Genomic DNA, 14731 nt, shown 5'->3' with positions numbered 1-14731 from the left:
ATCAATAGCCTGATAGACCTGGTGCTGGAACGGATCACCAGTGAAATGTAAAAATCATTATCAAACATATTTTTATAAAAAAGGCCACTCTGATCGAGCGGCCTTTTTTATTTCCTGTCTTCCGAAAAAGGCACCCATTTTTATAAATTAGTATTATCAATGTCATTTATGAACCGCTGTATTGTACTATTTATAAAGGTTTCATCTGAAAATGATTGGTGAAAGCTTCTGTTCGTAGATAAATCGGGACACCAGATTTACAGCTATAATAATTTGTAAACACCTCTCATTGTGCTACTTACATTAATACCATAAATTTTACTCGGAAAACAGGCGCGCCAACAGCACTTATTCAAAAGATTATCATCAATCTATCAATAGCCTGATAGACCTGGTGCTGGAACGGATCACCAGTGAAATGTAAAAATCATTATCAAACATATTTTTATAAAAAAGGCCACTCTGATCGAGCGGCCTTTTTTTTATTTGATAGATTTTTTGGAAAAATCAACCCTCCATTCCCTGTGCCTGAATGGCTGTGATTACCACCGTATTGACGATGTCTTTGACGAGGCATCCACGGCTAAGATCGTTCACGGGTTTGTTGAGGCCTTGAAGCACCGGACCAATGGCAACGGCATTTGCAGCACGCTGAACGGCTTTGTAGGTATTGTTGCCGGTGTTAAGATCGGGGAAGATAAAAACGGTGGCTTTACCGGCTACGTCGCTGCCGGGCATTTTCTGTAAAGCTACGCTAGGTTCGATGGCGGCATCATATTGTATGGGGCCTGCAACCTTAAGGTCGGGGCGCCGCTCACGCACTATGCGCGTGGCGTTGCGTACTTTTTCCACATCCTCGCCTTTTCCTGATTCGCCGGTAGAATACGACAACATGGCGATGCGTGGCTCAATGCCAAAGTTGATGGCGGTTTCGGCACTGCTGATGGCGATGTCGGCCAGTTGTTCGGCGTCTGGGTTGGGATTTACGGCACAGTCGCCGTACACCAGCACGCGGTCGTCGAAACACATCAAAAATGAGCTGCTGACAATGGAAACACCGGGTTTTGTTTTAATAAATTCAAAAGCAGGACGGATGGTGTGTTGCGTGGTATGCGCTGCTCCCGACACCATTCCGTCGGCGTAACCTTTGTGCACCATCATTGTTCCTAGATAGCTCACGTCATGCATCAGCTCGAGGGCTTGCTCTTCGGTAATGCCTTTGTGCTTGCGCAGGCGGTAATATTCAGCGGCATATTCTTTCCCCAGATCATTGTCGTTGGGGTCGATGATGTTTACGCCCTGGAGGCTTAATTGTAATGATTGCGCTTGTTTCAGTATTCTTTCTTTGTTGCCAAGCAAGGTAATGTCCACCACATTGCGTTTGAGCAATATCTCAGTGGCGCGCAAAATACGTTCGTCCTCCGACTCCGGCAATACGATGTGTTTGCGATTGGCACGGGCGCGCTCAAAAAGTTCATATTCAAACATGATGGGCGTGATCATGCGCGAGCGGGTGATGCGCAGGATCTGTCCGAGCACATCCACATCCACGTTGGCTTCGAAGTGGCTGAGTGCTGCTGTAAGCCGGCGATCGTTCTCAGGGGTAAGCACCGGATGGATGGCGCCCACCTGCATGGCCGTTTCGAAAGTATCCGTTTCTACGCCGTACACCGTCATAGGAATTTGTTTTATCCCATCCATCAGCCGGCGTAGCTGTTCGCTGGGTTCGATGCCGCCGGTAAGCAATATTCCGGAAATTTTCGGAAAGTTATCGGCCAGCATGCTCATAAAAAGTCCGACCAGCACGTCGGTGCGGTCGCCGGGGGTGATAACCAACATCTGGTCGGTAGATAATTTGAGCACTTTTTCCAGACCCATGGCTGCCACCTTAAACTCCATCACATCATGATTCAGATATTCGTCTTCACCATAGATATGTTTTGCGCCAAGAGCATTTACAACTTGCCGCATGGTAAGTTTTTGCAGCAGGCTCTTCTCGGGAACTACGAAATTGATTTCGCCGGGTTTTCCGTGGCGTGCAAAGATGCTTTTGGCGGCCTCAAGATTTTTCTCATCCACGCGGTTGATGCAGGTACCAATTTGGTCGCATTTTTCCTGTGTCAATGTGTCGCGGACGATATGAAGATTTTCGCCAATCTCTACTGCAGATTTTCCATGCCCGTTGATTACAGCCAGAATAGGTGCTCCCAGATTGTTGGCGAATTGTGCGTTGATGTCAAACTCGAAAGGAATAATGGTGCCTCGAAAGTCGGTACCTTCTATCAGAATAAAATCGCACTCCTTCTCCAGTTTTTTATATTTATTAATAATGGTGGTATGGAGCGTATCGAAATCGCCGGCTTCCATGAGTTCCAGCGCTTGTGTACTACTCATTCCCACCATGTCGTTGTACTTAAAGGGCAATTGATAGCGTTCGGCGACAAGCCGCAGATGAGCATCTTTTTCGCTGTTGGCAAGCACAACAGGTCTGAAAAAACCAATTCGCTTCACATGACGCGAAAGCAGCTCCATAAAACCTAATGTAATGAGTGATTTTCCTGCCCCTGATTCAGCGGCAGCGATGTAAAGATTGTTTGACATAATTTGTTGGAAAAAAGTGATAAAATTTATGTCTGCAAAATAACGATGATTATTCGGATTGGCCGATCCCGGCGACTTTAAAATACTTTACTGCAATCTTACAATTGTGGGCAAGTTGCGTTTTTTCAAATTTCTCCTAAGAAAAATGGGTGGTAATTTTTAAATACTGTAGCTTTGCGTTTTGTTAGCAACAAACTAATTTTTAAACCAAAATTTTTATTATGAGAAGATTTACTATGCAAATCCTGGCGACGATGCTTTTTGCTGCCGGATTGTTTTTTAGCTTTGACGTGCAGGCGCAGAATCTTGCCATCGACTTCGACCGTCAGGCTGATGAGGTGCAAGTGGGCACCGATAACATGAATCAGCTCGATGCTACATTTACATTAAAAGGTATTAATAGTATCAACGTTGAGACTGATCGTGGCGCGTTTAGTGAACTATTTATTCCCGGAGCATATTCCGTGGGTACATTGGGTACTCCCAAGCTGCCGGCATTCAAAAAACTAATCGAAATACCTTTTGGCGCCGAAGTATCGGTAAAAGTCAAAAACTTTTCTGTAACCGAGTATAAGCTTGCCGATCATGGCCTTGCAAGCCCCATTATGCCGGTGCAGCCTTCGATTCGCAAAGATCAGGAGGCCTCGGATGTTCCCTTTGAATATGATGGAAAAATTTATCAGGAAGATGGTTTTATCAGCCCCGAGCTGGCATCGGTAGAGGTGCTTGGCGTGTTGCGTGGTTATCGCATTGCCCGCGTCACTGTGGCTCCTGTCAATTACAATCCTGTAAAAGGCGTCATTCGCGTTTATAACGACGTGGAAGTAGAAATTACTTTTGATAATGTCGACCGGGCGTTGACGGAGTATGTAAAAGCATCAACCTACTCGCCTTATTTTGATGTTGTTCAGCAGAGCCTCATCAACACTTTGGGTGGCGGCGGTTATCCTGCGCATCCCGACCTTACCAAATATCCCGTGAAATATCTGATCGTCGCCCCGCGTATGTTTGAGAGCGAACTGCAGAGTTTCATCGAATGGAAAACTATGAAAGGTTTTGAAGTAATCACAGCCTACACCGACGTTATCGGAACAACGTATTCAGCCATCCAAACCTGGATTCACGCACAATACAATGCAGGAACTCCCACCGATCCGGCACCAAGTTTTGTTCTGCTCGTTGGTGATACCCCACAACTTCCGTCTAACATGGGTTCGTCGTCTGGCAAAATGACCGACTTGTATTATGCCAGCGTCGATGGTGACTACTTCCCGGAGATGTATTACGGGAGATTTTCGGCCACCAATTCGGCGCAGTTGCTTACGCAGATAGCCAAAACGCTCTATTACGAAAAGTATGAGTTTGCCGATCCTAGCTATCTCAACGACGTTACGCTTATCGCCGGCGCTGATGGTAACTGGAATCCACTTGTTGGACAGCCTACCGTGAAGTACGGTACGATAAATTACTATAATGCTGCCCACGGTTTTGTTAATGTTAACGATTATCTCTCCAGCCCCTATACCGGCTGTTACAGTCCTGAAAAAATTGCTGTATCGATGATCAACTATTCAGCACACTGCGGCCAGACTTCCTGGGGTGATCCAAGCCTGTCGCAAAGCGCAGTAAATGCTTTTGTTAATAACGGAAAATATCCTTTGGCCGTTGGCAACTGCTGTCTGGCAGCCGACTTCGGTTATACCGAATGTATCGGCGAAACCTGGCAGCGTGGTGTCAACAAAGGCTCGGTAGCCTACATCGGCTCTTCGCCTAGCAGCTACTGGTTCGAAGACTTTTATTGGTCGGTGGGCGCTTTCCCACTCCAGGGCAACAACAACGGCTATGTGCCTACTTTTGCCGAAACCACCTGGGGCTCCTACGACGCTCCTTTCAACGGTGATTATGTAAGTACCGGAGGGATCGTTTTGGTTGGCAACCTTGCCGTTACCGAAGTTCATCTTCAGAATTATCCCAGCCACAGCAGCCCGCTTTATTACTGGCAGGCCTACAACGTTTTGGGCGACCCATCACTGGTAGCCTACCATACCGAAGGTATCGTCAACAACGTTTCGCACATGGCCATCCTTCCCATCGGCCTCCCAACTTATGAAGTTACCGCAGAGCCTGGTTCTTATGTTGGTATTTCTAAAGATGGCGTATTGCATGGCTCCGCATTGGTTGGTGCAACCGGCATTGTGCAGGTTCCGCTTACTCCTGTTCTTGCGGGAGGACCAGTTGATATCGTGGTTACCAAACCGAATTACAAACCATACATGGTGCAGGTTCCTGCTGCCGCTCTTGAAGGTGCTTATGTTGTAGGTGATTCCTATGTGATTCACGATGCTTCAGGCAACAACAATGGCCTGCTCGACTATGGTGAAAGCGTAACCATGGATATGACCATGAAAAATGTGGGTGTGGCTGCTGCTAACAACGTTAACGTTACCATGACCACCACCGATCCCTACATCACCATCATCGACGGAAGTGCCTCTTTTGGAAACATCGGCCCCGGCGCCACCAAAACTGTCAACAATGCTTTTGCTATCCAGGCTACCAACGACATTCCCGACGGACACAATGTAAGCCTTAAGCTAAGCGCCACCGACGGAACCGTAGTTTGGGACAGCTATGCTACAGTTGTTGCACATGCTCCTAAGCTGAAATTTGCAGGCTATACAATTAGTGACCCCAATGGAAATAACAATGGCTTCCTCGATCCGGGCGAAACCGTAAGCATGCTGGTGACCATCGAAAATAGTGGTTCCTCAAATGCTTTTGGTGTAAAGGCACAACTCCTAAGCACCGATCAATACGTATCTGTTCTTACTACGACACCACAGCAAATTGGTAATTTAGCTCCGGGAGCAACGGGCACAGCTACTTATATGGTTCATGCTGCTGCCAATACACCCTTTGGTCATACGGCTGAACTGAATATCAATATGACCGCCGACATGGGCATCAGCCAGCAGGATATTCTGGAGATAGAATTTTCTGATTACTGCGAGGCTTCGACTACCTACACTGACGAATTTATCTCAAAAGTTGTTTTCGGAGATATCGACAACAGCAGCGGATGGCAAGGTGGTGTTGCTAATTATACCGACCTTACCACTACGCTCGAACCCGGCGTGCCTGTACCCATTACCATCACCAACGGTAATGCCTGGAGCAGCGATAAAGTAACGGTTTGGATTGACTGGAATCTTGACAAAGAGCTTGGCAACAACTCCAATGAGACATTCGTGCTGACAAGTAACGGTGGCGGTGCTACATTTACTGGAAACATTGTAGCTCCCGCAGGGCAGCAATCCGGCCAGTATCGTATGCGTATTCGCATGACCTATAGCTCCGACCCACAGCCTTGCGGAAATTCAAGCTATGGCGAAGTGGAAGATTACACAGTTTTGATTGGTGCTGAAATGTATCTGGAGCCTCCGCAAAACGTCTCTTGTTCAGTAACCGGAACGAATGTTACAATATCATGGCAAGCTCCTCTACCCATGGCTTCAGCTGTGAGCAGTTATCATGTTTACATGGATAATCAGGTGGTGGCTACCAACCAGCCCGGAATGACCTATGTTCATAACAATGCTCCTGCCGGCAGCCACTGGTACTCAGTAACAGCTCTTTATGCTGAAGGTGAATCGGAAGTTGCACAGCCCGTTCATGTAGAAATTGGAAACATCCAGGGCAAATTGCAGGGCTTTATCCGCGATGCAGCCACCAACCTGGTGATAGACGATGCATGGATCACCACAGTGAATGGCGACTATGGCGCAGTATCTCACGAAACACCGTTCGGACACTATTACACGCTGCACCTGATGGGCGGCACTTACAATGTTATTTGCAATGCTATCGGATATCAGCCGGTTACATCCAATGGTATCACCATCGAAAATGGCGGAACCACAACGGTGAATTTCTATCTCATGGCAGCCGACGGTTTTGGTGAAGGCACCACTGGCATTGGCAATCACGACATCGAAAGTCTCAGTATTTATCCTAATCCTGCCTCAACTGTTCTCAACATCAACATCACTGGCGCGGCCACCTCGGCACGCTACACACTGCTCAACTATCAGGGCAGCACTGTTTACAGTCATGAAATTGGGAAGTTGTCAGGATTTGCTGCACAGCAGCTCAACATCTCAGAATATGCTGCAGGCATTTATTACCTGCGCTTAGAAACTGATCAAAATGTAACCATCCGAAAAGTGGTTATTAAATAAAATAGAGTTAATGTTTTTCATGATGAGCCCCGGCGTCCAATTGGATTGTCGGGGTTTTTTTATGAGGCGGAGTTGTAGGCAAAAGAAGAAGTTATCGGGTTGTGGAGAAGTTTTAAAATTAAACTTTTAAGGTTTTTTAAAAAAATGTAATTTTGCGGTTTATGAACTCATTCTTTAAAACTAATTAATATTTTAAATCTCAATTTTATTATGAAAAGATTTACAATGCAAATCCTGGCAATCACCCTTTTTGCTACAGGATTATTTTTTAGCCTTCAGATGCAGGCACAGAGCTTTGCCATCGACTTCGACCGGAAGGCTTCTGAGGTGCAGGTGGGCACCGATAATATGAATCAGCTCGATGCTACTTTCACTTTAAAAGGTCTCAATAGCCTCAATGTGGAGACCGATCGTGGCGCTTTTAGCGAACTATTTATTCCCGGCGCTTATGCGGTGGGTACCTTGGGTACGCCTAAGTTGCCTGCTTTCAAAAAACTTATCGAGATACCCTTTGGTGCCGAAGTATCGGTAAAAGTCAAAAGTTTTTCGGTAACCGAGTATCAGCTTGCCGACTATGGTCTTGCAAGCCCCATTATGCCGGTGCAGCCTTCGCTGCGCAAAGATCAGGAAGCCTCGGATGTTCCCTTTGAATACGATGAAAAACTTTATCAGAAAGATCATTTTATCAGCCCCGAGCTGGCATCAGTAGAAGTGCTTGGCGTGTTGCGCGGCTATCGCATTGCCCGCGTTACCGTAGCTCCTGTGAATTATAATCCTGTAAAAGGCATCATCCGCGTTTATAACGACGTGGAAGTAGAAGTTACTTTTGATAATGTTGACCAGGCGTTGACGGAGTATGTAAAAGCATCGACTTATTCACCTTATTTTGATGTCGTTCACCAGAGCCTCATCAATACGCTGGGCGGCAGCGGTTATCCCAATCATCCTGACCTTACCAAATATCCGGTGAAATATCTGATCGTTGCCCCGCGCATGTTCGAGAGCGAACTGCAGACTTTCATCGAATGGAAAACCATGAAAGGTTTTGAAGTAATTACAGCCTATACCGACGTTATCGGGACTTCCTATTCAGCCATCCAAACCTGGATTCACGCCCAATACAATGCAGGAACGCCTACCGACCCGGCGCCAAGTTTTGTTTTGCTCGTTGGCGACACCCCACAGTTAGCGTCTACCCAAGGCTCATCCTCCGGGAGAATGACCGACTTGTATTATGCCAGCGTCGATGGCGACTACTTCCCGGAGATGTATTACGGAAGGTTTTCGGCCACTAACTCAGCGCAGTTGCTTACGCAGATTGCCAAAACACTTTATTACGAAAAGTATGAATTTACCGATCCCGGCTATCTCAACGATATTACGCTGATCGCCGGTGCCGATGGTACCTGGAACCCACGGATTGGCCAGGCTACTGTTGCCTATGGTACCGGGAACTATTTTAACGCTGCCCATGGTTTTGCAAATGTTAATGCTTTTCCCACCAGCCCCTACACCGGCTGTTATAGTCCTGAAAAGATTGCTGTTGCGATGATCAATTACACCGCACACTGTAGTGAGACTTCCTGGGGCGATCCCAGCCTGTCGCAAAGCGCAGTAAATGCTTTTGTTAATAACGGGAAATATCCTGTGGCCGTGGGCAACTGCTGTCTGGCAGCCGACTTCGGTTATACCGAATGTATGGGTGAGACCTGGCAGCGCGGCATCAACAAAGGCTCGGTAGCTTACATCGGCTCTTCGCCCAGCAGCTACTGGTTCGAGGACTTTTACTGGGCTGTGGGAGCTTTCCCCCTCCAGGGCAACAACAATGGCTATGTTCCTACCTTCGAGGAAACCACCTGGGGTTCGTTCGATGCCCCTTTCAACGGTGATTATGTAACTACCGGAGGAACCGTTTTGGTGGGCAACCTTGCCGTTACCGAAGTTCACATTCAGAATTATCCCAGCCACAGCAGCCCGCTTTATTACTGGCAGGCCTACAACGTATTGGGCGATCCTTCACTGGTGCCATTCTATACCGAAGGCGCCGATAACAATGTTTCGCACATGCCCATTCTGCCCATCGGTCTCGAATATTACGAAGTTATCGCCGAGCCTGGTTCTTATGTTGGTATTTCAAAAGATGGTGTGTTGCATGGATCGGCGCTTGTAGATGCAGCCGGTGTGGTAGAAGTGCCACTCACTCCTGTGCTTTCTTCAGGATTGGTTGACATCGTGGTTACCAAACCCCAATACAAACCTTACATGGTGCAGGTTCCCGCCGCAGCTCTCGAAGGCCCGTATGTAGTACTCGACAGTTATACCATCAACGATGCCTCCGGAAACAACAACGGTATGGCCGATTACGGCGAAAACATCAGCCTGAACGTAACACTGAAAAATGTTGGTGCCGATCCTTCGGCTAACGTAACTGCTACCGTCACCGGCTCCGACGAATATATTACACTTACCAGCAGTGCTTCACAAACTTTTGGCTCGATTGTAAACGGACAAACCGCTACGGTTGCCAATGCCTACAGCTTTAGCATCGATAATTTCGTTCCGGACCAGCACAAAGCTCTCTTTGAGATGCAGGTTACCGATGGCAGTGCCACCTGGACATCCAACCTTTTTATCACCATACAAGCACCGGTAGTAAAAATCTCTGAAGATTTTGTAATTGATGATTCACAAAGTGGTAATGGCGACGGAATCCTCGATCCGGGCGAAACCGGATTGATAAAACTTGACGTTTCCAATACCGGACACAGCGCCATCAGCAACATCAATATTGCCATTGCTTCCAACGACCCCTTGCTTGTAATCAACTCGCAGACTGTCAACGTTGCCTCTATGGCAGCAGGCACTTCAGCACAAATTGCTATCAGCGTCACCGCCGACGCCGGTTCAACCATCGGATGGCCTGTAAATGTTGATCTGGATGCCACTGCCGGCCCATCGGGACTTTACACAGCTGACCAGATGATCACGGTTGTTATCGGTTTGATTCCGGAATACTTTATGACAAATGAAACTGTGACCACGTGCGTAGGTTTATTCTATGATTCAGGTGGCCCTAATGGTCAGTATGGCAGCAGCGAAGATTATGTGATGACTTTCCTGCCAGCTACCACAGATGCTGTGATCAAAGCGGAGTTCCTATCTTTCGAGACAGAAAACAATTACGACTTTTTATACATTTACAACGGCAACAGTACTTCGGCTCCACTGGTTTCGGGCAGCCCTTTCAGCGGTACTACTGGTCCCGGCACCGTTGTAGGCTTGAATGCCACTGGTGCATTGACTTTCAAATTTCATTCAGATTACTCTGTAACCAAATCAGGGTGGGAAGCTGCGATAAGTTGCCAGGACATCTCCGGCACACCTGAGTGCGCTTCTGAACCGCAACCTGCTGACGGCGCCACAAATGTGGGCGTTGCATCAGGGCTTCAATGGGCTTCTTATGACGCCCTTGAATTTGATGTCTATTTTGGCGTTACTGCCAATCCGGCTTTTGTAGCAACAGTGTCTGTTACTGCTTATCAACCCACCATGCAACCCAACACAACTTATTACTGGAAAGTGATTCCCAAGAATGCCAATGGTCAGGCTGAAGATTGTCCGGTTTGGTCGTTTACTACCGGCGGGCCTGAATATTTTATGAGCAACGGCACGGTAACCGTTACCAATGGAATGTTCTACGATTCGGGTGGTCCCAATGCTCCATACAGCAGCAACGAAAATTACACGATGACATTTACGCCGGTTGTGCCGGGACAACATATGGAGTTCACCTTTACAGCTTTTGAAATTGAAAACAACTACGATAAGCTGCGTGCCTATAATGGTCCAACTGTGAGCGCTCCTGAATTTGCGGGTAGCCCATTTACCGGAACCATTAGTCCGGGCACACTCACTTCTACGCATGCAAGCGGTGCCATTACCTTTGTGTTCACTTCCGACGTTTCTGTGACAAAAGCCGGATGGGTAGCAAGTTTTGTATCTAAAGGTGCTCTTACCTGTACTGTTTCTGCTTCTCCGGAAGAGATTTGTGCCGGAGAATCATCATTGTTGCAAGCCATTGTTTCAGGTGGTACCGGCACCTACCAGTGCACCTGGTCACCGGCTGCTTCGCTTAACGATCCCAATGCCATGAATCCTGTTGCTACTCCCGACGTTACTACCACCTACACCGTTTCCATAGATGATGGCGACAATATCATCACCGATCAGGTGACCGTTACCGTATTTGAATTACCTATGGTTGATCTGGGCGACGATATCACCGTTTGTGCAAACCATACCGCAGTGATCGACGGCACTACCGCAGGTGCTGTTAGCTACCTGTGGACTCCCGGCGGATACACCACCCCGGTTATCGAAGTGGATACCACCGGCATAGGAATCGGAACCATCATCTATACATTGAAGGTAACCAACATCAACGGTTGTGTAGGCGAAGATGACATCACTGTCATTTTCGATCCTTGTGTTAATCTCGACGAACTGGGCAATGCTTTCCGTTTGGCAGTTTATCCCAACCCCGCTTCGACTGTTCTCAATATCAATATTACTGGCGCTGCCACCTCGGTGAGCTACAAGCTGCTCAACTACCAGGGCAGTGCGGTTTATAGTCATGAAATTGGGAAATTGTCAGGATTTGCTGCACAGCAGCTTGACATCTCCGGATATTCTGCAGGGATTTATTATCTTCGCGTGCAAACTGATCAAAATGTGACTATCCGCAAAGTGGTTATTAAATAAATTTGAGTTTAGTTTTTTCATGATGAGCCCCGGCGTCCTTTTGGATTGTCGGGGTTTTTTTATGCATCTTTTCAGAAAACTGTGAAATAAGCGGAATCATGAAAATTACACAGTGTAACACAGTGGATTTACACAGAGTAACACTGTGAAAAAATTTTCCTATTGTCACTCAAATCAATTACAAAAACAAGCAACTGTCGCCGTAGCTCAGAAAGCGGAACTCGTGATCGAGTGCGTATTGATAGATTTCTTCCCATTTTATCCCCAGCCAGGCGGCTATGAGGAGTAGCAGCGTACTGCGTGGTTGATGAAAATTGGTAATCATTCCATCGATAATTTTGAAACGATAGCCCGGAGCAATGAGCAACTGCGTTGTGCCGGAGAGCAGTGGCGATTGCCGGCGATCCATGGCATCGGCTATAGCCGTCAAGGCTTGAAGGACTGATACCTCTGGGAAATTTTGATAAGGATCGTATTGAGAAACATAAAAAGGAGCTTCGGGATTATGAATGAGTTGTACGCCATGCCAGTACAAACTTTCGAGTGTGCGCACCGAAGTTGTGCCTACTGCGATGATTTTTCCATTTTGCGAAAGCACTGTTTCTATCAATTGCCGGGAAATGATTAACTGCTCCGTATGCATCTGGTGGCGGGCGATTCCCTCCTGCCCGACAGGCTTAAAAGTACCGGCGCCCACATGAAGTGTCAGGTGGCTTGTGGCGATATTTTTTGCGGCAAGCTGCTCAAAGACAGCCTCGGTAAAATGAAGCCCCGCCGTAGGAGCGGCCACTGAGCCGTCGTGCTGGGCATAAACCGTTTGGTAAGTCTGTGCGTCGCTGCTAACGGCCTCGCGATTGAGATAAGGCGGCAGCGGCACTTGTCCTGCCAGATCCAGCACCTCCGAAAAAGTGAGCTCCTCAGGCTGCCATTTTAATAAAATCAGAAATGCATCCCCATCGCGACCTTGTTTTTCAGCTTCAAGTATTACGTTGCCATTTGAATGAGCCAACTCCAGGCGCAGCGTCTCATCTTTCCAGCGACGGGCATTTCCTACCAAACATTTCCAGACTGACTGCCTTTTTTGAGCAAAAGCCATTTGTATTTCGGCAACCGGATGCACCGGCTCCAGGCAAAATATTTCGATGGCTGCACCGGTCGACTTATGGAAATTCAGGCGTGCCCTCACCACACGCGTATTATTAAGAACCAACAGCGAATCCGAGGGAAGATATTGGGCAACGTGATAAAAATGATCTTCAGAAATTTGGCCATCGCGGTGTATCAGCAATTTGGAGGCGTCGCGGTCGGGTAGGGGAAATTTAGCGATGCGCTCGGTGGGCAGCGGATAGTCGTAATCGTCGATGTGGATGTGCGAGAGAAATGATGTATCTGGCATTAGCGGAAAAGATCTGAGATGTCGATTTTTTTGTCGTAAAGATGTACCACATCGTCACCATCTACAATCACTACTTTATCGATGGTGTTGGGACCTTGCTTGTACCAGGTCTCTACAAAAAAATCGGAATATTTGAACAGTTTTATGCTGTAAAAAGCAAAAATGCGACCCATCAGTTCTTCACCATCATTTATCAGGAGGCGCGCCTGCTCAGGCTTTGATAGGGCAAGAAATTCATTTTTACGCAACAGTGATTTCATTGCTTATTGCTTTTGGTAGTAAATAATGTGGGTTTAAAAGTGAGCATCACATAGCTCCATAGCGGCGCCTGCGTATGCCCAACGTCGTATTTTTTGACGCGTTCAAAGGTGTCCGTTGTAAAATAATAGGAGAATCCTGCCTGTAGCATCAGATCGGAATTGTATTTATAAATGTACATCAGATCGAGCTCCTGTCCCAGATTTTTATTGTCGATCATTTGGTCCTCGATCATCACGTTGTTGGCAAGATTAAAAAAGTGGAAATATGCACGCGCTGTATGTTTTGTATTAAAATTCATTTCGATGTTGGGATAAAAGTCGATCATTCCGCCATTGGCCGTGGATGATTTCATGTACGAATATAGATTCATCCAGCCAAAGTATGAGAACACTGTGCCGTACATTTGGTTGAAGGTTTTTTCTTTTTTGTCATAATTCTTATCCGAAGCATCGTCGCCCGAAACATAATCAATACCGGCGCCCAGGCGGAATTTGCCGATGTGAACCCCCGGATTTGCCGTCAGCATAAAGGCGCTTACTTCTTTGCCCGATTGTGCACGGCCGGTTTGGTAATAAGCGTTGATAGTGGCTTCGAAGATGCCACTGTTAATGCCCAGCCAAAGCCCTCCGGTCGGCATGAGATAGAGGATGCGAGAATCGGCTGACTTCTGATAGCCGGCTGCCGTAATAATAACTGAGGCAGAAACAGCCTCGCTTAATTTGCGATGGATGCGCAAAAAGCTCAGGGTTTTCATCAGGTTATTTGCATCATAAAGGTCATTTTCAAAAACTGGTTTTCCGCTCTTCTGATTCATCTCGTTGTTGTAGGACACCCCGGCGTTTATTTCAAAATCATTTTTTAGATAATTAAAAATGGCGGCATCATAGCTAATGCCGTATTGATTCCAGTTGCGCAAGGCAATCAGGCGTTGGTCGTCGTATTTGAGCTCCTGCCGTCCGATAGTGATGTCGCTGTATTGGCCAAAGCGTATCTTAAACCAGGCTTCGTGCACGTTGAGGCTGTTGGTGGCGGCAAATAATCCCGTTTGTGAATAGACATTTCCATCGCCCCACACGCGTACATCCTGCAGTGTAAAGCGCATTTGATATTTGGGCTGGTTGTAATCGAAGCTGAGACGCGTGCGTTGGGTTACATAATAAAAGGTGCTCATAGTGTCGTGGATGGGCTTCACAATGCCGCGATCCATTTCGGCGCGGGTGCGCAATTGTGCTGAAATGCTAAATTGGGCTTGGGCGTAACTTGCCGCTAAGATGAGTGCAACAATGATTAAGACTTTTTTCATCGTCTGTTTTATTAATACCAATTACTTCAATTGTGGTGCTGCAAATATCCTGATAAATTTGGGAACAGGAGAGGAGAAGATTCTGTATGGCTCTCCGGATAAAAAATCTTCACATTTCGTAACCCTGACAGGGCTGGACAAGTCCACAACATTCAAGAAAATAACACTGCT

At 47.0% G+C, this 14731-nt stretch carries 6 protein-coding genes; 2 read left to right on the top strand and 4 right to left on the bottom strand.

What is annotated here, in order from left to right:
* Positions 1 to 507 precede the first annotated feature (507 nt).
* Complete coding sequence (gene pta / locus VFC92_13800) at positions 508 to 2601, bottom strand: phosphate acetyltransferase (GenBank protein ID HZK09253.1); 2094 nt, start codon at positions 2599 to 2601, stop codon at positions 508 to 510.
* A gap of 221 nt (positions 2602 to 2822) precedes the next feature.
* On the opposite strand from pta, the gene VFC92_13795 reads away from it, so the two are divergent.
* Positions 2823 to 6839 carry a C25 family cysteine peptidase gene (locus VFC92_13795; protein HZK09252.1) on the top strand — a complete coding sequence of 1339 codons (4017 nt, stop codon included), beginning with the start codon at positions 2823 to 2825 and terminating at the stop codon, positions 6837 to 6839.
* Between the two features lie 210 nt (positions 6840 to 7049).
* Positions 7050 to 11600 carry a C25 family cysteine peptidase gene (locus tag VFC92_13790; GenBank protein HZK09251.1) on the top strand — a complete coding sequence of 1517 codons (4551 nt, stop codon included), beginning with the start codon at positions 7050 to 7052 and terminating at the stop codon, positions 11598 to 11600.
* 178 nt (positions 11601 to 11778) lie between these two features.
* Here the strand turns inward: VFC92_13790 and VFC92_13785 are convergent, their stop codons facing one another.
* From VFC92_13785 to VFC92_13775, 3 genes are read right to left on the bottom strand one after another with little or no spacing between them, the layout of a single operon-like run.
* Positions 11779 to 12996 (bottom strand): S-adenosylmethionine:tRNA ribosyltransferase-isomerase, encoded by a 1218-nt coding sequence (locus tag VFC92_13785; protein ID HZK09250.1) that lies wholly within the window; start codon positions 12994 to 12996, stop codon positions 11779 to 11781.
* Positions 12996 to 13256: a hypothetical protein gene (locus VFC92_13780; protein HZK09249.1), complete on the bottom strand. Its 261-nt coding sequence runs from the start codon at positions 13254 to 13256 to the stop codon at positions 12996 to 12998. The genes VFC92_13785 and VFC92_13780 overlap by 1 nt, the downstream gene beginning before the upstream one ends.
* Positions 13253 to 14560: an alginate export family protein gene (locus VFC92_13775; GenBank protein ID HZK09248.1), complete on the bottom strand. Its 1308-nt coding sequence runs from the start codon at positions 14558 to 14560 to the stop codon at positions 13253 to 13255. The genes VFC92_13780 and VFC92_13775 overlap by 4 nt, the downstream gene beginning before the upstream one ends.
* Positions 14561 to 14731 lie beyond the last annotated feature (171 nt).

It is taken from the genome of Bacteroidales bacterium (assembly GCA_035647615.1).
Taxonomy (GTDB): domain Bacteria; phylum Bacteroidota; class Bacteroidia; order Bacteroidales; family 4484-276; genus SABY01.
The sequence above is the reverse complement of the archived record's forward strand: the minus strand, read 5'-3'. Positions and strand labels throughout refer to the sequence as shown.